Annotated in this window: 18 protein-coding genes; 1 reads left to right on the forward strand and 17 read right to left on the reverse strand. The window is 69.6% G+C overall.

Features of this window, described 5'->3' with window-relative positions; translation table 11 throughout:
* Positions 1 to 298 precede the first annotated feature (298 nt).
* The 17 genes from mobF to COUCH_RS14445 all read right to left on the reverse strand — a co-directional run bounded on the left by mobF (position 299) and on the right by COUCH_RS14445 (position 18,491).
* Positions 299 to 4,594 carry a MobF family relaxase gene (gene mobF / locus COUCH_RS14375; RefSeq protein WP_249612574.1) on the reverse strand — a complete coding sequence of 1,432 codons (4,296 nt, stop codon included), beginning with the start codon at positions 4,592 to 4,594 and terminating at the stop codon, positions 299 to 301.
* A gap of 689 nt (positions 4,595 to 5,283) precedes the next feature.
* Positions 5,284 to 5,415 (reverse strand): hypothetical protein, encoded by a 132-nt coding sequence (locus COUCH_RS38890; protein WP_275980103.1) that lies wholly within the window; start codon positions 5,413 to 5,415, stop codon positions 5,284 to 5,286.
* Positions 5,406 to 5,597, reverse strand: a complete 192-nt coding sequence (locus COUCH_RS14380; RefSeq protein ID WP_249612575.1) for a hypothetical protein — start codon at positions 5,595 to 5,597, stop codon at positions 5,406 to 5,408. The genes COUCH_RS38890 and COUCH_RS14380 overlap by 10 nt, the downstream gene beginning before the upstream one ends.
* Positions 5,598 to 5,948: 351 nt before the next feature.
* Positions 5,949 to 6,296: a hypothetical protein gene (locus COUCH_RS14385; protein WP_249612576.1), complete on the reverse strand. Its 348-nt coding sequence runs from the start codon at positions 6,294 to 6,296 to the stop codon at positions 5,949 to 5,951.
* A gap of 525 nt (positions 6,297 to 6,821) precedes the next feature.
* A complete protein-coding gene (locus COUCH_RS14390; protein WP_249612577.1) occupies positions 6,822 to 6,986 on the reverse strand; it encodes a hypothetical protein in 165 nt (54 codons plus the stop codon).
* A gap of 634 nt (positions 6,987 to 7,620) precedes the next feature.
* On the reverse strand, positions 7,621 to 8,772 hold the full coding sequence (locus COUCH_RS14395) for an FAD-dependent monooxygenase (protein ID WP_249612578.1): 1,152 nt from the start codon (positions 8,770 to 8,772) through the stop codon (positions 7,621 to 7,623).
* 402 nt (positions 8,773 to 9,174) lie between these two features.
* Positions 9,175 to 9,306: a hypothetical protein gene (locus COUCH_RS38895; protein WP_275980104.1), complete on the reverse strand. Its 132-nt coding sequence runs from the start codon at positions 9,304 to 9,306 to the stop codon at positions 9,175 to 9,177.
* A 341-nt stretch (positions 9,307 to 9,647) separates the two neighbouring features.
* On the reverse strand, positions 9,648 to 10,232 hold the full coding sequence (locus tag COUCH_RS14400; RefSeq protein ID WP_249612579.1) for a hypothetical protein: 585 nt from the start codon (positions 10,230 to 10,232) through the stop codon (positions 9,648 to 9,650).
* A gap of 210 nt (positions 10,233 to 10,442) precedes the next feature.
* The gene (locus COUCH_RS14405) at positions 10,443 to 11,288 is read right to left on the reverse strand and encodes a hypothetical protein (protein ID WP_249612580.1); all 846 of its coding nucleotides are present in this window, start codon (positions 11,286 to 11,288) and stop codon (positions 10,443 to 10,445) included.
* Positions 11,285 to 11,836 (reverse strand): hypothetical protein, encoded by a 552-nt coding sequence (locus COUCH_RS14410; RefSeq protein ID WP_249612581.1) that lies wholly within the window; start codon positions 11,834 to 11,836, stop codon positions 11,285 to 11,287. Before COUCH_RS14410 ends, COUCH_RS14405 begins: the two co-directional genes overlap by 4 nt.
* Before the next feature lie 165 nt (positions 11,837 to 12,001).
* A complete protein-coding gene (locus tag COUCH_RS14415; RefSeq protein WP_249612582.1) occupies positions 12,002 to 12,604 on the reverse strand; it encodes a hypothetical protein in 603 nt (200 codons plus the stop codon).
* Between the two features lie 380 nt (positions 12,605 to 12,984).
* Positions 12,985 to 13,737: a hypothetical protein gene (locus COUCH_RS14420; protein ID WP_249612583.1), complete on the reverse strand. Its 753-nt coding sequence runs from the start codon at positions 13,735 to 13,737 to the stop codon at positions 12,985 to 12,987.
* Positions 13,738 to 13,914: 177 nt separating this feature from the next.
* Positions 13,915 to 14,097 (reverse strand): hypothetical protein, encoded by a 183-nt coding sequence (locus COUCH_RS14425; protein ID WP_249612584.1) that lies wholly within the window; start codon positions 14,095 to 14,097, stop codon positions 13,915 to 13,917.
* A gap of 916 nt (positions 14,098 to 15,013) precedes the next feature.
* Entirely contained in the window at positions 15,014 to 15,481 is a 468-nt protein-coding gene (locus COUCH_RS14430; RefSeq protein ID WP_249612585.1) for a hypothetical protein, read from the reverse strand.
* Between the two features lie 75 nt (positions 15,482 to 15,556).
* The gene (locus tag COUCH_RS14435; RefSeq protein ID WP_249612586.1) at positions 15,557 to 15,994 is read right to left on the reverse strand and encodes a single-stranded DNA-binding protein; all 438 of its coding nucleotides are present in this window, start codon (positions 15,992 to 15,994) and stop codon (positions 15,557 to 15,559) included.
* A 491-nt stretch (positions 15,995 to 16,485) separates the two neighbouring features.
* Positions 16,486 to 17,496 (reverse strand): bifunctional DNA primase/polymerase, encoded by a 1,011-nt coding sequence (locus COUCH_RS14440; protein WP_249612587.1) that lies wholly within the window; start codon positions 17,494 to 17,496, stop codon positions 16,486 to 16,488.
* A gap of 452 nt (positions 17,497 to 17,948) precedes the next feature.
* Positions 17,949 to 18,491: a hypothetical protein gene (locus tag COUCH_RS14445; protein WP_249612588.1), complete on the reverse strand. Its 543-nt coding sequence runs from the start codon at positions 18,489 to 18,491 to the stop codon at positions 17,949 to 17,951.
* A gap of 39 nt (positions 18,492 to 18,530) precedes the next feature.
* Between COUCH_RS14445 and COUCH_RS14450 the strand changes: the two genes are divergently transcribed.
* Complete coding sequence (locus COUCH_RS14450) at positions 18,531 to 18,731, forward strand: hypothetical protein (protein ID WP_249612589.1); 201 nt, start codon at positions 18,531 to 18,533, stop codon at positions 18,729 to 18,731.
* The last annotated feature ends 303 nt before the right edge of the window (positions 18,732 to 19,034 follow it).

Raw genomic sequence — 19,034 nt, forward strand, 5'->3', positions numbered from 1 at the left:
CGATTGGGGATAATCCGGTTGATCTTGGCGAGGGCCGGCTGTACTGATGGCGGTGGCGAGTCTGTCCACGCTCACCGCGAGCGCGGCGATGCTGACCTGCAGAGCGGACCCCGTAGACGCAGAGGTCGCGTCGACCGCCTGGGATAACGGCAGCGAACAGGTACGCGCCGGGATGCTGGCGCAGGCGGATAGAGGCTTCGTCGACGAACGCGACCGGATGCGAACTCACGGCCGGATCCGATTCCGGCAGCTGAAGAGCACCGAAGCGGCGTCTGCCCGCCGGCCAGGTGCGCGGGTTTCAGGCATGGTCTGCCTCCGGCTCAGAGGGGTCGGCCGGTGCTTCGAGGTCGGCATCCTCGAGGACGCGCTGCCGTGCCGCCTCGGCGTGCGCGGTGAGATCGTCGGGAACAGGCCGGGCATGAGGTTTCGGGCGGGTGGCATCGACGGCGCGGACGCGGGCCGCGGTCGCCCGGACGGCGTCGGCCAGGGTGCTGGCATCGTCGGCGCGGTTCTGCGCTCGGCGGGCGGCCTCGGCGCCGGCTGCGAGTCCGGCGTAGCGGGTGGGTAGCGCGTCTTCGTACCAGCCGGTCCACGTCTGGTGCTGGCCTTCGAGATCGTGGACGCGTCTCCGGGCGGTGTCGATGCGGCCGCGTGCGGATCCGAGTCGGTCCTGCAGTTCGTCGACGGTGGTGTCGGCGCGGAGCGCGTCGGTTCTGGCGTGCTGGTGACGGATTGCGGCGCGGGTGTGGAGCGGTCCGGCGTGCCACCACCGCGGCGTCGTGGTGTCGGCGTGCCGAGCTGCGGACGCGGCGGCGGTTTGGGCGGTAGCCAGGTCAACGCGGGCGTCACGGAGATGGTTCTCGGCGCCGACGAGTTGGGTGTGGGCGACGCGGAGCTGCCCGGCGACGTAGGCGGGGGCGTTCTGGTCAGCGTCGCGTTGCGCAGCGATGAGTGTGCGGAGCTGCCCGTCGGTGGCAGTGCTGATCTGCCCGGCGAGCGTGGCGACCCCGAGCACGGTCTGGGCGCGCTGCCACGCGCCCCACCGGCCGACGTCGCGGGCTGAGGGTTCGGGACCGATCGGGTCCTCGCCGGTGACGGTGTAACGGTCGCGGTAGGCGGCGATGACCGCGGCGCGCCCGGTCCACTGGTTACGGCCGGGCTCGTCGTCGGGTAGCGGTCCCAGCGAGGTGGTCCAGGCGGGTCGTTCGGCGGCGGCCTGGTTGGCGAGGGCGTCGATGCGGGTGTCGCAGATGGCCGCGACCTCGCGTAGCGCGTCGCCGATATCGCCGTCGACGGTGGGTGCGCGCTGGGCGAAGGTGCCGGCTTGGGTGGGGCTGAGCGCGACGGCCGGGTCGGGTTGCAGGTCGCGGTAGGCCTGGTCGATGCGCCAGGCGAGAACGGCAGCGGTGTCGTGGGCGCTGTTCAATTCCCGCTCGGACGCGACAGCGGCAAGCACGTGTTCGGGGTTGTGGCCGGCCGCGGCGAGGGCTTGTAGGCGGGCGGCGAGGGCGGGCATGGCGGGGTCGGCGGCCAGATTGTCCGCGACCGTACGCCCGGCCGCACCGCGGACCACAGCGATGTATCGGTCGGTGCTGGCGCGGGCGGAGAGGTCGTCGAAGATGGGCCCCCAGTGCCGCAGGGCGTCGGCATCGGCCCACAGCGTCTGTTCGGTTTCGGTGCCGGAGCGATCGGCGCCGTCTTCGCGCAGGATCCCGGCGAGCACGGCGACGCCAGCAGTAGGCGGTGCGGGCGGGTGGGCTTCGGGGGGTTCGTCGGCGGTGACGACGGCGAGTTGGTTGAGGAGTCGGCCGCGGGTGGCCATGACGTAGAGCCGGGCGCGGGTGGTGGCTTGGTCGATGATGGCGCGGGCGACGTCGACGGTGCGGCCTTGTGCGGAGTCGACGGTGGCGGCGTAGGCGAGTTGGACGTGTGCGGCGACGTAGTCGGCGGGCAGCGCTGTGGTGGCGTGGCTGGTGGTGTTCTCGACGAGCAGGGCGCCGTCGGGGCCGTGTTCGAGGATGCGCCATTGGGTGCGGTTGGCGACGAACGCGTCGCCGGCGATCAGGGTGCGGTTGTTGCGGCGGGTGACGACAAGGTCGCCAACACCGGCGCGGGTGCTGTCGGCGAGGGTGACGGTGGGCCCGGGTTCCACGATCCCGGCGCGGATTAGCAGGCGGCGGGCTTGGGTGGCGATGTCGGCGGCTTCGGCCTGGGTTTCGACGAGGATGAGGCTGGTGCGGCCTTGCAGGACGTCGGCGGCCCACCCGTCGAGGACATGGGAGATGAGTTCGGTGCGGTGTCCGGCGATGACCCGGCCGCGGCGGTCGTACTCGGCGAGCACGGTGGTGTCGCCTTCGCGCAGCCGTAGCGAGGCGGGGCCTTCCCACGGGTCGGTGAAGCGGCGGACCTCGCGCAGGTCGGTGGTGGCGCCCAGCGAGGCGAGGTAGCGGAACATCCCGCCGGGCCCGATCGCGGAAATTTGTTCGGGGTCACCGACCAGGATGAGTTTCCCGCCGACCGGTTCGAGGAGCTGGCTGAGGCGCACGAGGTCCAGCGTCGAAGCCTGCGAAGCTTCGTCGACGATGACCCACTGACCCGGCTTGAACGCCCAGTCATCGGGGGTCGTGCCTTCCGGAGGCATGTTTTGGGCGTGCAACCACATGGCGATGTTCTCGGTGCGGATGCCGGGCTGGTCGCCGTCGCGGGTGGCGTCGGCGAGGACGAAAGCAGCGTTCTGCCCGACCGTCAGCCCGACCACGGGGATGCCGGCCTGGCGGGCGGCGACCCCGACGGCCCGCTGCAAATAGGTTTTCCCGGTACCGGCCGGCCCGACAATGCCGGTGACGCGGCGGTCGTCACCGACGGCGAAGTGCAGCGCCGCACGTTTTTCGTCGGACAGGTCGAGCCGGTCAGCGACCCCATCGAGCAGCGCCCGGGGTGCAGGGGTGGCGCCGTGGCGAGTGGCGTAGGCGATGAGTTCTTTCTCGGCGGCCAGGACCGGTTCGGTGGACAGTTTCAGGTCGCGGTGCCGGCTGTAGATGCTCTGCCGGTCGGAGCCACGGAGCAGGGTTTCGCCCCACTCGAGCAGTGCGGGTGGGGTCAGCACGCGCAGCCCGCCGGCCCGGGTCCGGATGGCGTGGGCGGCGTAGCGCTGCACTCGTTGCCAGTCGGCGCGGCGGTCTGTGGTCGGGCTGACGTGCAGCTGACGGCCGATGGCGAGTTCGAGATGGTTGATGCTGAACACGGCGTGATCGGCGCTGAGCTCGTCGACGGCGCGTTCGACGGCCAGGTGCGGCAGCCGCCGGATAGCGGCGATGACGACCGGGGCCCGCTGCTCGGGGCGCTCCAGCCCGACCTGGACGGCAGCGGCGTCGAGGTCTTGAACCCGGACCGGCCGGTCGACGCGGTGCCGCTGCGCAAGGCGGATTACCAGCCGTGCCTGCTGGTCAACGGGGTCGAGCGTGCGGCCTGCGGCGATGCGACGTACCGCGGCAGCGGTGTCGAAATCGGCCTGCCGGTCCTCGCGCTGCCAGCGGGTGACAGCTTCGTTGGTGGATTCGGGGCCGTCCTTGGGGCGTCGAGTGCGCAGGGTGGCGTCCTGTGCGGAGCGCCGCCACCGCCCGGTCGGGATCCACTCGCGGCCGGTGCTGGGATCGCTGTGACGCCTGTCGAGCTCGGTCTCGACGGCGGCGCGCCGCTTGGAGAAGTGCAAGATCGCGCGCGGGTCGAACCCGATGATTTCGCGGATCGGGGAGCCGACTCGGGCGGCGAACCGGACGCCGAGGCGGCGGCCGAGTTGGTGTTCGACGGCGCGTTCGTAGGCGATCCGGGCACCGATGGTGGCCTGGTAGAACGCCTTGCTGTCGAGTGCGAGCCACGTTTCGCGTCCGTCGCGGACGACGCGGACCTTGGACGAGACGATGATGTGGGAGTGCAGCTGCGGGTCCTTCTCCCGGGACATGCGGTGGTCGAAGACCGCGGCGGCGAGGCCGTCGGTGTCGACCTGCACGATGCCGTTGGTGCCCAGCCGGGTGAACGCCCCGTGGGCTCGCAGGTGCTCCAGGGCGGCGCGGACGCCGTCGTGGTGCGACGCCATCACCTCCCGTTTGACCTGGTCATCGCCGAACGCCCACAACAGACTGACGCTTTTGACCGGGGAGACGGTGACATCGAACCCGGCGACCGGATGCCGTTCGGGTGCGGTCCAGATCCGCAACCAGACCTGGGCGATCTGTTCGTAGGTGGCATCCTCGGGTAGCGCTTTCCACGCTTTCTCGACGGCGGCTTGGCGGCCGTCGTCGTCGAGTGCCTCGAATTTGCGCCACAGCCGGCCGAGTTGTTCGCCGGTGTCCGGGTGCCGGCCCTCGCCGATGAGGTTCTGCAACTGCTTCTCGGTGACCTGCCCGTGCACACCAAACAGGACCGAGCTTTGGCCGGCCCACCACCCGGGCGCCTCGCCGTGCGCGCCCGGGTCGGCGTGGTACGCCACCGCTGCGCTGGGCACGGCGGGGCGGAAGTCGTGCCGGCCGGTGGCCACCTGCTGCGTCAGGTAGGCGATCCCGGCCCCTGGCGAGATGCGGGTTACCGAGAGCATGCCGCCGAGCGTAAGCACCGGGCAGCCGCCTTTGCGACATTGGAATGCCAGGGGGTGTGCTAGTTCTGAGAAGGGGTTAAGGGTGACCTGATATTTGGGCTGATGAGAGATGGTGTGAGCAATGTTGAACGATTGGGTGACCATTTACAACTAACATTCAACGATTGTTAGGTGTGGAGGTCGAGCCTGTGAAATAGGTAGCGTCGATGGTATGGCTAGCAAAAGCACGAACAAAGCTATTGAGGCGTTGGAGCGACGGCATGTGGCAGAGCGTGCGGCGCTGAAAGCGGCGACGGATGCCGGTGCGGCGCTCCGCCGCGCGCAGGAGCGACGCGCGGCGGAGCTCGTGCGGCTGGATGCGGCCGTAGCAGAGGCTGAGACGGGCGCGGATGTGGCGTTGGCGGTGCTGGCGTCGCTGGTGGCACCGGATGTTGCTGCGGTGCTGACGGAGGAGACTCCGGCGCGGGTGCGGATGGGTCAGCAGCGGGCCTCGGTGGATGACGTCAGTGCTCGGGTGGGCGAACTGACCGGTGGTGTCCCGGTGGTACGGCGGCGGGGCCGCCCGCGTGGAAGCGGACGGCCTGCGTCAGGTGTGGAGGCTGCCGGGACGGCACGGTCGGCTGGCGGTGGAAGTGCGTCAGGTGCGTTGACGGTGGCGGTAAGTCCGGCCGTGTCGGCGGGTGCGTCGTCTAGCGAAGGAAGATAAGGGCTACCACGAGCAGGGCGGCGGCTGCGATGGCGAGCCATTTACCCGTACGGGCGGTAATGGGGCCGATCCGGGCGACGCGGCGGCCCCACTTGTCGTTGTGGATCAGCGGCATGGCGTCTCCTGTGTGGATGCGTCAGTGAAGATTAGTCCGTAGCGTTCGCAGATCGCTTCGATTCGCTGGGCCGTGGCGGGATGGTCGCGTCGGTCGGGGCCGGTGAATGGTTCGATGTCGGCAGCGAGCGAGGCGAGCTCGGCGATGGCGAGGGCTGTCATGTGAGCGGTGTCGCTGGGCATGGTGGGTTCCGTCTCGGCGGTGGTCGTGGTGTTGAGGCGACGCGCGGAGCGGGCTAGGCTGGAGATGGCCTTTCTGCCGGCGTTTACGCGTCGGTGTGTCTGGTTGGTGTTGGCCGGCGGTTTTGCCTGCACCTCTTCGGAGGTGTCCCCGAGAGGGGCCGTCGGCCTCTAAACTTTCCGGCTCGTTGCGCGGTGGTGGTACGGCCGTGGGCGGGCGGCGCGGCAGCCCGGGTCGGCGTGCTCGATGCGCGTCGACGCGGTATACGCGTAGCGGCGTCGCTTACCTGCGCCGGTGATTCGTTCAGTGCAGCGATGCGCGGGGACCGTGGCGGTCCCCGCGCATCGGTGCGTTTAGAACGGGCAGGGCCAACCGTCGGTGTTGACCGCCGGGGTTGTCGCTGCGTAGAGGATGCCGAGAACGGCGGGGGTCTCGCAGATCCCCTCCCGCGTCGCGTCGGCGGTGAGGGTGGCGCTCATGTCGTCGGGCACCTTGGCGTACATGCTGGCAAGCTCGATTGCGGCTGCGGGGTCGGTGACTTCACGAAAGTCCGTGCCGATCTCGAACGTGGGGGCGTCAAACTCGTTGTCGTCGTCGGTGAGGTAGACATGCGTGAAGAACGATCCGAGCGGGCGGTCCCATCCGACGACGACGCAGGAGACGGTGTCCGCGTCGAGCGGGGTGAGGTCGTGACGGCTCACGATGTGGCCTCTCTTCTTTTGTTGTCTTGTTGGTGTCGCCAGGGTTTGCCCTCCCTGACTAAGCTCCATCTTACACCATTTATCGACGTATATCTATAAATGGCAAGCGGTTCTCGAGTTTTTCTGCGCTTTCTTCTGGCGCGCCCGTAAAGGTGTTGTCGCAGCTAGCGGCGATGGTTGCGCTCTTCGGCATTTTTTCGGCCGCAGGCGGCGAGCTTGCTCGCCAGGTTGCGGCCGCCGGGAGCCAAATTCGGTGCGGGGGTTTCGACTAAAACATTATGCGGGTTTTGCATAATGTTTTAGGAGCCCGCAGCGGATTTGGTGGACGGCGGGCGCAACCTACACTCGTGGCGCAGCCAGTGGCCGAAAGGATGCTTTTAAGCAGCGCGGCCGCAGGCCGCTTCCGGTCTACCGGGCCGCCAAGGCCCGGCCGGGTTGAGCGCAGCCGCGGTACCCGGTTCAGCTCAGCGCCCAGATGGCGCGCTGGAGCGCGGGAAGGAGCCGGAGCTCCTTCCCGCCTGGGGATCAGCGGTGACCGTAGTTCACGACGATGCGGTACTCGCGCGCGTCCGCCGGGCTGGTGGGGTCGAAGACCTCCTTTTCGCCTGCCAGGACGAAGCGGCGGCGGTGAGCGGTGACGCGGGCGTCGCGGCGCTGACGGCGGTCGGCGAAGGGCTGGTCCTGGTGCATGGTCTTGCCTCCTGGCGGGCAGATCGAGGTGCGGCGGCCGACGGCGGGAGCCGGGGTGTCGCGCTGACGAGCCGGTGTGGGATCGGCGCGGCCTGCCGGTGGCAGGCCGGTCGTCGGCCAAGAGATCTTGGAAGCGCAGCGTCCAAGGCGTTCGTGGGTACGGTTGGCTGCGCTTCCAAGATGTTTTGCCGGGCTTGCCGCCGCCGGACGGGTCGGTCATCGCTTCGGGCTGGCAGACGCGGCCCCTGCCTTCACGCCAGTCGACCGCACCGAGATTCCGTCAGGCGGCGGCCCTGGGACAGGGCTGGTCTTCGCCTGCCGTCAGCGTCGCGCCCGTGTCGCCCACCACCGGTGCACGTACGCCGGAGCAGCAGGGCGCCGCCCCGGCCAGCCCGCCCCGGATGTCGCGCAGGGCCAGCGTTCTCGGTCGTTGCTGGTACTTGCGCGACTTGGCGACGTCGCGATGTGCGGCCCGCCACGCACCTCGGTCTACGCCGAGGTGGTCGGCAGCACCCGCCGGGTCTGCGCCTGGGCGAGGGCGCGCTGACGTGTTCGGCGGTGTCATGGTCGTAGCGGTGGCGGGTAGCCGTTGCCAGCGCGGCCCTGGCCGACTCCGGCCAGGGCCGCGCTGACGTTAGGCGCCGAGGCCGTACCGGTGGCCGAGCTTCGGGCCGAGTTGCACGGAGGCAACAGCGGCGGGCAGGTGACGGTGTTGCCATCCGTCGAGGGCGGTGGTCAGGTCGGCACCGTACTTGCGGTGCTGGTTGAGGGCGGCGGTCAGGCCGGCGGCTTGTTCGATGCCGTTGTTGGCGCCGCGCGCGGTGTGCGGCCGCACGGGTGCCAGAGCGTCGCCGATGAGAACGGCGTGTCCGGTACCGACGGGCCAGACCATGCGGGTAGGCGGGTCGATGTCCATGACGGCGGCAGCCATCCGGGTCTGGGTGTCGTGGACCAAGGCGGCCTGCTCGTCGGGCAGGAGCTGGCGGGCGCTGGCGTCGACGGCGGTGCGGGCCGCTGGCGTGACGTGCTGGGGCAGGGCGAAGACCCTGCGGGTCGGTGCGGCGCCGAAGAAGTCGATGTACTGGTCGGGGGTGGCGCCGAGGTAGAACGTCCAGTCGGTGCCGCCGGGGATGGGCGCTAGGTTGAACTGCGCGCCGCTGCGCGGGTCGGGTTCGAAGCGCAGGAAGTCGCGCAGGCCGGGCTGACTGCTGGTGGCTTGCCCGCGATGGGCAACGTAGCCGGCATAGTGCAGTTGGCGGTGCGGGTCGAGCAGTCGCCGTCCCGTCGAGGCACGGCCGTCGGCGAAGATCACGAGGTCGGCCTGCGCGTTGTCGCCGTCGGCGAAGTGCAGCAGTGGCTGGCCGTGCTCGCCGGTCAGGCCGGTGACTCGTTTGCCGGTGTGCAGGATGCCGGCGGGCAGGCGGTGGCTGAGGGCCTGATGCAGCAGGGTCCAGGTGGTGTTGCGGCCGGCGTACAAGTGGCGGTGTTCGGTTTCGGGGCGGCGGTGGCAGACGCTGATGTCCATGACCGCTTCGGATTCGTAGGGGACGAACTCGTGCTGGGGGACACCGAGCTGGTCGAGGATGTCCAGGGAGGAGTGCTCGAGGCCGATCAGGCCGCCGCCGAGCGGGGCGCTGGCCGGGGTCGCTTCGTAGAGGGTGACGTCGTCGAACCCGGCGTGGTGCAGCAGCAGGGCCGTGGTGGGGCCGGTCAGGGATCCGCCGACGACCGCGACGCGCAGCCCAGAGGTGGTGTGGTGTCTGGTGGCGGTGATGGGGCTGCTCATATGGTGACCTCCGTGGCGCGAACCGTGCGACTCGCGCCGGTTGCACCGGCGCTGCCGCGTTGACGAGGCCACGGGGGGACGGGCGCGGTGAGTGGCGGGCAAGCCCAGCGGTTGAGGTCAAAAGATCTTGGAAGCGCAGCGCGGTGTGCGCTGGTGGTGGTCAGGTGCTGTGCTTCCAAGATGTTTTGCCGGGCTTGCCGGCCGCTGCCGGGTCGGTCATCACTGCGGACCGGCGAATGCGGCGGCTGTGGGTGGCCGCCGCATTCGCCGTCGCTGTCTCGCGGAACGGTGAAGCCCTGGGGCCTCACCGCGGCGCCCGACGCGACGGTGACCCGCGGAAGTGCGCCGTCTCGACGGACGTCCGGAGGCGGCTCGGTCGGCTTGCGGCTGTCCGCCGCCGGGTCAGGTGGTCACCTCGCGATACTGGGCACGGCGGCGCAGCTCGCGCAGCGGCAGCGGGTAGCTGACTCCGGCGCGGCGTTCCTTGAGGACCGCGATGTCGCCGAGTGGCGTACAGCTTCTCCTCTTCGGCATCGGCGGCCAGGTATCGCTCGGGGCGCGACCGTGAGCAGGTGCCGCCACCGCTGCCGCTGCCGGCGCATACAGGCACCGACGCCGTTGTTGTGTTCTCCAGCATGCGGGTGTCTCACGAGGCACGCCGTTCCATGTCGACTGAATTGCGTCGGCCTCGGTTGCCAGCTTCTACCAGCCGAGGCTCGATTCGGTGTCGGTCAGTACCGGTGGTGGGGCAGCGAGACGGCCTGGGCGTTCGGATGCTGTTGCACAACAGCATCCACCGGAGTCCGCCGGGCACTGGCTGCCGTTCGCCGCGAGGGGTTTGTGAGCGACGGGTACGACCTGGCTGGGACGCCCGGTTAGTACGCGCGGTCGATGCGGTCGGCGATCACCATGAGTACCGCGTGGGCCAGGTCGATCCCGCTGCCTTCGCGGCCGGTCCGCACGAGGTCGTCGTCGTGGAGTGGCTCGCAGCCGATCCAGAACCCATCGACCTTCACGCCGGCGACCATCCCCCCGGCGTCGTCGTCACCGCCGTCCTCGTCGACCTGGGCGAAGAGCTCGGTGACGCCATCGCCGAACGTCCACCCGAAGGCGGCCGGGTTCTTGGCGACCGCCTGCACCAGGTCGCAGACGGTTTCGACCGTCGCCGTCCATTCGGCTCGTTCCTCAGGGTCGGCGCCCAGCACGTGGCTGCCGGTCAGCCACGCCTGCTGCTGATCCTGGTTGACGATGACCAGCGGCTTGCCGGTCCGGTCACCAGGCAGCCGGTCGACGATCGACTGCGCCCACTCGCGCAAACTTTCGCGGTTGCTGTAGACGACGACGTTCTCCACGGCGGCGCCCCATTCGCCGTTGTGCAGGCGGCCGTACCCGGCTAAGTAGCTGGGGGCCATCAGGTGAGCGCGTTGACTCTCAATTGCACCCCATTCGATGTTGTTCATGTCCGGACTCCTGGTTCTTGTCCTGGCTGTCCGTGCACCGAAACCACTCGACGCCCGACTCGCGGTGGGATCGAGCGCCGAGGCGTCGGGACGGTCTGGGTTCGGTTTGTTGCCCGGCCGATCTGGCCACCGACGACGAAGCAGCGCCAGCGCGGCACAATTTCCGCACGGCGTGGCGGACGCGACTGCTTCGCACGACCTTGAAGCTGGTCAGGCAGCTTTGTCGTCACGCTGGGCGCGACGGCGTAGCTCGCGCAACGGCAGCGGGTAGCTGACGCCGGCGCGGCGTTCCTTGAGGATCGCCACGTCACCGAGCGAGTGCCGCAGTTCGTCTTCGTGGGCTTCGGCTGCCAGGTACCGCTCGGGCGCCACCTCAAGCAGATGCAGCCATTGGCGTTGCCCAGCACGTACGCAGACACCGAAACAGTTGTTGTGAGCGAAACCCTGCTCGTACAGCCGCGGCGGTGTCAGGCCAACGGTCGTCGCCCAGTCGAGCATCTGATCCTTGCTCAGATAGGGCGGCTCGCACATTGGGAAGCGAACGGTCCACGGCGACCAGCCCCGCACGATGGCAGGCACCCGGCGCTGCTCGCTCCAGTCGATCCCGACGTACAGCACGGTGCGGTCCGGGTTGGCGTGCTCGGTCAGCCACCGCCGACAGGGCTTCTGCTTCAGGTGCACCGAGCAAGGAGCGATGCGAGAATTTCCCATAAAGCGCTGATCGGCGAAAACCTGCCACGGTGTACGGCCGTCAGCGACGATCACCGGGTCGACGCCGAAGTGGGCGCCGGCGTCGGCGACGAAGCGCCACAGATCGGGGTCCTCGGCTTTGGTGTCGGCGGCGAGCAGGATCAGATTGTCAGTGCCATGATCTTCGGCGACGCGCATGGCAGCAGCCCAGCTGCCGATACCGCCAGAGAACTGCACGACGTGCAGGATGTTTTCTGGGTTCGGTGCCCGGCGCGGGTTCGCGGACGGTTCGCCGCCGCCGGTCAGGTTGATGTGGGCGGAGCGCTCGCCGTGTCCGCCAGCGGCGGACGGCGTCGTGTCGGTCATGGCCTGACCGCGGCGAGGGTGCGCAATTCGATCGCGCGAGTAAAGACGCCGCGGTCGGGCACGCTCCAGCCGTCGCCGCACCGGACGTGCTCTTGCCCGTGCAGGTCGACCATGACGTACCACCCTTGCTCGCCGCGGGCCTGACGCGTGGGGTCCACTGGCCCGTGCTCGTCGAGGTAGGCCGTGACTCGAGCGGTGGACTGCTCGCGTAGGTGGTTGGTCCACCGGTATGCGGTGCTGGACGTCCAGTCGGGGTGTTCGCAGGATTGGTAGGCCAGCGAAGCCGCGGCTGCGGCGACGGCTTCGGGGTCGACCGGGCCGGGGTAGGGGTAGAAGCGGTAGGTGTCGGCGTGCCGGTCGCGGAAGTCGATCGGGCCGGGCCGGTCGCCGTCGTGGTCGTACGGGTAGCGGTGGGCGACGCTGGCGAGGTTCTCCTTCCACAGCATCCGACCGGTCTCGTCGGCTTCACCTGCTGAGATGATCTCCCACGCTATGGCGGCGGTCAGCAGCAGGTCGAGGTGGTCACGGCTGACGATCCAGGCGCTCATCAGTAATCCCTTCGTTAGGGGCGTGGCGCGGCTAGGTGACCGCGAATATGTCTTCGTGGCGCAGCGCACGAGACGTGGTGGCTTGCGCGTTTCGGCGACGCGGTGGTGGTAGGTCACCAGGGCGTTGCCCGGCCGGGTGCCAACCGGCCGGGCAACCGGCGATAACTACGGCCGCAGGGTCGGGGTGGCCAGCTCGTTTTTTTCGGTCGTGACGGTGAAGCCGGTCGTGATCCCGGCGCGCAGGGCATAGGCCATGCCGTCTTCGTCAGCGGTCTGGTCGTTCATCTGCTCGTTGGTGACGGTGAAGGTGACCGTGTACGTGGTCACCGGAAGCGGCACGTCGTCCAGTTGGTAGGTGTCGATGAGCTCGCGGTACAGGCGGCGGTACTGGCCCCCGTCGTAGCCGAGTTCGCAGGCTTTCCTGATCGCCTTCTTCAGGCGCGCCTTCGTGACGAACGGGTCGACGCCCTCTGCCGCGGTGAACCGCTCGGCGACGGCGTCCCGGGGGTGGCAGCGCTCGCAGGACGGATCGTGGCATCCGCCGTCGGACGCGCGGAACGGCTTGAATGACAAGCTCTCGTTCAAGGCCCGCAGGGTGACGTCCTCGGCCTCTGAGCACCAGCTGTTGTCGCTGGCGTGTCGGCGGATCCTGGCCAGGACGTCGACCAGGTAGAGCGAGCCCTCTGGGGCGGCCGGCCGCCCGTCACCGGCGGAGGTCTGCTCGGCCGGGGTGGCAGACGTTGTCTGGTCGATGACGTTCTCCGTCATGGTGGTGCCTCCATCAGGCTGTAGCTGATGCGGCCCGCCCTGCTGGACCGGGTGATCCCGGCGCCGGGGGTGCCGCGCTGACGGGACCGGTCAGAGCCCGCACGTGGGCCTAGGGGCGCAAGCCCCGATCGAGTCAGAAGATCTTGGCGTCGAGCGGAGCGAGACGGTGTGGGCCAAGATGTTCTGCCGGGGCTTGCGCCCCTGGCCTGGGGTGGGCTGACCTCGGGTCCCTCAGCGAGCGGCTCCAGACGCCTCCGGGGTTAGCTCGTAGCGGGTATGCGCGACGTACAGGCGTCGAGGCTGCTGCAGGAGGCGCAAGTGGTCAGCCGGACTTGCTGCTCGCCGGTGTCGAGGCGCCACGGCCAGCAACCGGTCGCAGGTCAGTGGGGACGGTCCTCCCGTTGTCCGCCTGTGCACGTGGCCTCGGGCGGCAGAGTGCGGACGAGGCGGTACAGCGACGGGCCGTCGGGGTAGCGGCGGTAGAAGTCCTGCAGCTGTGTGTGCGCTGCGGTGTCGCTGGAGTTGCGTGCAGCGAGCCGGTGCACGGAGCCGACGACGTGATTGAGGAAGTAGGCCGGCCAGGTGAACATCCGCATCGCGGCGATGCGTCCGGTGTCGGCGTGCACGAGGAACGTGAAGGTGCGGCTGTGGGTGCCGCGCGGTATCGGCCGGCCGGTGAAGGGTTCGCTGAGCCGGTGCGGGTTGAACGGGGCGTCGTTCCACGGTGAGTCGCCGTACTTGAACAACAGGAACCCGTTGACGTCCTGCTCGGTCCAGGCGAAGCGTGGGGTGCCGGACTCGACGGCGGAGATTTCACGTCGCTCGGGGTTGGTCAGGAAGATCGCCAGCCGGGTGTCGCCGTCGGAGTCCAGCCACAGGTGGGAGCCTTGCGGCCAGCTGGTGCGGGCGGGGTCGAACATGTCGCCGACGCGGTAGAGGTGACCCTGGTCCATAGCGCCTTGGGCGGGTCGGTGGGCTGTGCACGATGCGCCCGTGTTGTGGTGCCAGCCGCGGCTGGGGTCGGTGACCAGCCACCATGGCTGGCCGGGGCCGAGTCGGTGTCCACCGGCGTCGCAGTGCTGCACGGTGGGTGATGCGGGGTAGGGGCCGGTCACGGTTATGTCGTTGTCCATCGTTTCTTCCTTGCTGGGTCTGCGTGAAGGCGGTCTGGTGGTCATGCCGGCAACCCGGCGTAGCAGCGCCGCTGAGGTCGCGCGCTGGGCGACCGCCGTTGCTGATGCGCCGCGTGCACGCACGTAGGTCCTGGTGGGGCGCTGCCGAGGGCGGCGCCCCACCAGGACCCGCGGGGATCAGTGCAGCGAGAGCAGGACGAGCAGCGGCGTCTTCTCCAGCACCGCCAGCGCGGCGACGTGCGCGATGAGAAGGCCGCCGAGGTGCACCAGCGGGTGGGCCAGGTGACGGGCGGTCGTGCGCAGCGACCGGCGGGTGGTGGTGGTCGGCTCGGTGGTGGTGACCTCGGTGTTGTCGTTCATGGCGCTGCCTTCCGGTTAGCGGAGGGTGCGGCGTCTGCCGGTTGGCACCGGGGCTGCCGCGCTGACAGGCCATTGGGGGGAACGGCACGGTGGCGGCTGGCAAGCCAGCTCTTGGGTCAAAAGATCTTGGAAGCGCAGCACGGGAGGCGTGAGTGAGGGTTGGTGCTGCGCTTCCAAGATGTTTTGCCGGCTTGCCTGACTGTTGCCGGGTCGGTCATCACTGAGGACTGGCGAACGCGGCGGCCGGGTGTAGCCACCGCGTTCGCCGGGCCGGCTGTGCCGGTCGGTTCGCCGAGCTGACACCTTCGGTGAGCGCCGGGGGCGGCTGCGCCGCGCTGCGCCGGGTCCGGCACGATTCTCGGACTCCACGCGGTGTTGTCGGCGGCGCAGGGCCTTCACCCCGCGGGCCGGTCGTGGCAACTCGCAGATGCCGTGGGCCTGTCCGTAGGCCACCGGGCGCCAGAAGGTATCGGGTGGCGTCGTCGGAGGAGCGCACCCCGACCTTGACGAGCTTCGCTGAGCGGCGAAGCTGAACGGTCCCTGTGGTGATGTGGGGCGGGCTACTCGGCGACGGGGTGCCCGGGCCAGCGGGCAGCGTCGGGCCACAGCGCTGCCTCGTCCGGGCTCTCGATCGGTTCGACATCTAACCAGGAGCAGCACGGGTAGATGTGTGCGCTGCCGGGGTCGGCGTAGCAGTCGCTGCATGGCCGTGCCACGTGCGGTGTACGACACTCGGTGCTGTGCTCGAAGTACCAGCCGCGGCAACAGGTCACCACTCGCACCTGGACCGGCGTAAGCCTGCCCGTCGCGGCGGGAATTGCAGGGCCAACGAGGTTGATCGTTGCTGTCATGCGGCGGACCTCCTGAACGACGAAAGGCCGGCCCGCAGGTGCGGGCCGGCCTGGACGCGATCGGTTTAGCGGTGATGCGCGAGCTGCGGGTCGGTTACGACGTCGGGCCAGGCGTCCGCGGCGATCTTCTCGCCGTGCGGGCTGACGACCAGGTCGCCACTGCGCTGCCGGCGCGGTGCGCTGGGCGCGGGCGAGCTGCTCGGCAGAGGCAGAATGTCGGCCGGTGTGATGTTGATGATGGGTTCATCGCCCTGGTCGAGGTACGGAGTCATCTTCTTGACCGTGACCAGGACATCGGTGCCGGGGCGTAGGGAGCGGGCGAGCAGCATCTGCTGTTCGTCCCAGCAAGTCACCTCGAACTCCATCGGGTTGGTGGCCACCCACTGGCCGGCCTTGAAAAAGCCGGTGCGGTGCACGATGCGGAACTTGACGAAGGCCCGCCCGCCGCTGTTGGTGTGTCCCTGCTCGCTGCGGCCACGGACGGTGCCTTGGATGAGACTGGTGAAGATCTGCTTCGACGGTTCCTGGCTCATGACGAAACTCCCCGGGATGGATCGGACGTGTCAGTGGCGACCGGGGCCGGCCGGGTGGCCGGCCCCGGAAGCCGGTCAGGCCGGCTGCAGCTCCCGCTCGGGCTCAGTGGCGGCGGGCTCAGTGGTGGTGGGATCCCAGGCGTCCCCGGCAGGCTTGTCGTCGGCCACCGACTGGGCACCGGCGAAGCGCATGGACAACGCCACGTTCTCGGCGGTGACCTCGAGGACACCGCCGGCAGTGCCGTCCTGGCGGATGAACGGCCACACGTTCAGGTCGTCGCGGGCGTTCACGACCACGGTGTCGCCCTTGCCCAACTCCGCGCACCGTTCGGCGAGCTCGCCCCAGACGGTGACCTGGACCCACATGGGGGCCGTGTCGACCCACTGGCCCTCGGACTTGCGGCGGCGGTTGTGGGCGACCCGCAGCCGGCACAGCGCCTGTCCGCTGGCGGTGACGTCGAGCTCGGGCTTGGCGGCGAGGTTGCCTTCGAAGGTGAGGGTGAACTGCGACATGTGCTGACTCCCGTTCCGGTGATGCGGTGCGGCCCATGCACGCCGTCCGGATCGGGTGATCCGGGCGCCGTGGTGCCGCGCTGACGGGGCCGGTCAGAGCCCGCACGTGGGCCAAGGGGCGCAAGCCCCGTCCGAGTCAGAAGATCTTGGCGTCGAGCGCAGCGAGACGGTGTGGGGCCAAGATGTTCTGCCGGGGCTTGCACCCCTGGCCTGGGTGGGCTGACCTTCGGGTCCCTCAGCAGCGACACCCACCGACGTCCACGGACATGCCCAGCCGGGATGCCAGGACCGCAAACTGCCGCCGTCACGAGCAGCTGTCGTTGCCCGCCCCGTCCGGGCCGCCGCTGCGCGGGCTCATAGCCGCACCGCAGATCCCCGACATGACGGACGGGCGGCGCGTCGTCTCGCCGCCCGCGTCGAGGACGGATGTCAGTCCCACCGTTGGCCAGCCGAGCTGGTTGCTCGCGGCGGTGACGGCGGGGCAGGGGACGTCAGCAGTGTGGTCCCGGCCAGGTGTGAACCGGCGCCCTCCTGGCCCGACGTCCGGCGGCACTCTGCCGATCACCGAGACGCCGAGGATGACGCAGCCCGGCTCGCCACCCGGACGACAGCGTGCGCTGGACCTCAGCGCGTCCCAGCCCCGTGCTGAGGGCGGCTTCGGTGAGTTCGCGGCGCACGGCCGTCTCGTCCATGGGGGTGCGCGCGGCCAGTTGCCCGAGCCGGAACGCGGCCCGGTTCAGGGCGTCGTTGCGGCCGCCGCCGCTGATGCGCCGGCCGCCGCTGAGTACCGGCCGCGGCGCGCGCCGCACGCGTTCAGCCTCGCCCTCGATCGCGGCTTGCACGTAGCGGTCCAGGTCCACGATCGATCGGGCGGGCTGTGGGCTGAGCGGCGCAGGTCGTGGAGGAATGACCAGGGCGCGCAGCTGCGGTGGGCAAACCGGCAGGTCGCGGTGCTGCCAGGGCTGCTGGAACGTGTACCGGGTTCCGGTGGTGTGCAGCGACGGCGGGGCGACGACCAGGCCGCCGCGACCACGCCAATCCACCCCGGGTGCGATCGCCACCCGGCTGGGCAGCTCACCGGCGGCGTACCAGAGATGCCACCCGGACCCAGTACGGATCAGCGGCCCTGGCGGGCGAACCACGTCGAGCAGGTCAAGAACAACACCCAATCCGTCATTGGTGTCGATGTCACAGACGTCCAGCTCTGTTCCGGTGACCAGGCCGATGTTCGCGTCCGGCCACCGCAACCACCACCCCCGGATGACCTGCGGCTGCCGGGAGGCGTCGTGCAAGCCGCGACGCAGACGGGGATGCTTGCCCGGTGAGCCGCAGGCCCCACCGGCTCGGCAACTGCACCCGCCACCGACACCGGGGGTGTGCAGCGGCAGCACCGCTATACCCGCCGCGGCGTAGCCGATCGCCGCGGCCACCAGGTCTGCCGTGGTGACCGGCGGTCGCAGATCACCGCTGTCGATCGGCTCGGCCAGCCAGGAGGCGTTCACCGCCCACCTGCACAACGCCGGCACCGCTGGGACGTCCTGTCCACCTGCAAAGTGCGCCTGGTGATGCTGACACGGTCGGGTGGCCGGCGACCGGCAACCAGCAGACGCGGTGTCGAACGTGCAGGTCGCTGGGGCCGGCCGGCGAGGCGCATGTGGGACACGACGCTGCCGTAGGGCGCGGCGGGGCAACGGCGACCCGACCGCGGCGCCGGCGCCGAACGCGGATCACAGATGCCAGGTCTGAGTGCAAGACGAGAAGGGCGAGGCACGACGGCTCCTTGGGTGACGGCGGTGCTACGACCGCGGAGGCGGATAGGTCGACGACGATCGGGTCGTCCGCCGGTGTCACTGGCGGACGGTGGTGGCTAGTGGTAGAGGCCGGGTCGGTGACGGTCACCGTCACGCGGGCGCCGTGGTCGGCGGCCGTACGCGGCCCGCCGACCACGGCGCGGTCAGAGCCGGGTATTCCACCGACCGGGCTGCGGGCCGTCGGCGGGGTGGCTGGGCTGGTGTTCGTGATCGATCACGACGGCGTCGGGACGGCTGGGCTGCCACTGGTCGCCTGCCGCGGTCACCGCGTGGCAGCCCGCGACGGTGCAGTGCCGGGTGAGGGGCTCGAAGACGATGCCGTAGTGGCCGGCGTCGTCGGTGCTGACATACAGCGAGAGCGGTCCGTCGGGGTGCAGCACCCGGCGGACGCCGTTTGGGGCGCTGATCAGGGCGGTGAGCTGCAGCGACCAGCTGGCTGCGGCGTCGCGGTAGTGGTCGCTGTCGGTGCCGTAGGCGTCGGCGAGCGCGATCAGGTGCTGCTGGCAGGACGCAACGGTGGCGGTGGCCTCCCGGCTGATGTCCAGGCGAACCAGGTGGGGGTTGCCGCCGATGGGTTGCAGGAGCGGGGTGGGTACGGCCGGGTCGTCGTAGCTGCTCGGCAGCAGCGCGGCGAGGTCCATGCCGGTCGAGGTAGCGGCGCCCCAGGTGTAGGCGCGATCAGTCACGGTGGTGACGATCGCGGTCCATTGACTGACCGGAATCGCGTGGCTGCTGCGATCGAACAGCTCGTCATCGTGGTCGCGGTATGCCCGCCCCTGGCTGGCCAGCAGAGCATCGAACACCGCGGTGACGACAGCGGTGACCAACTCATGTGGGCCAGCAGCGTCACCGTGGATCTGGCCGCGGATCGTGTCCAGCTCGGTGCTTGTCAAAGGACGCCGAACGGCGAAGACCTGCGGCGGTGAGGTGGGTGTGAACCAAGGACTCATAATGCAACTCCGAATAGGAAAACTGTCCCGGCACGTCAACAGGCGCACCGGGACAGCAGTTGGTGGGATCAGTGGGCGAGTTACCGCGAGGGGGTCCACAGCCCGCGGGCTGGCGCGGTTGCCGACGATGAACGAATCGGCGACGAACCGTGGCTGGCCACGCAGCGGGAACCAACGGTCGTGTCGGTGACACCGCGGCACCCGTGGTTCGGCGCTCGGATGTCCGCACGGTGTCCAGGCGAAGCGCAAGGCCGGAATGCAGCATCAGATGACGACCGG

This window comes from Couchioplanes caeruleus, from assembly GCF_023499255.1.
Classification (GTDB): Bacteria; Actinomycetota; Actinomycetes; order Mycobacteriales; family Micromonosporaceae; genus Actinoplanes; species Actinoplanes caeruleus_A.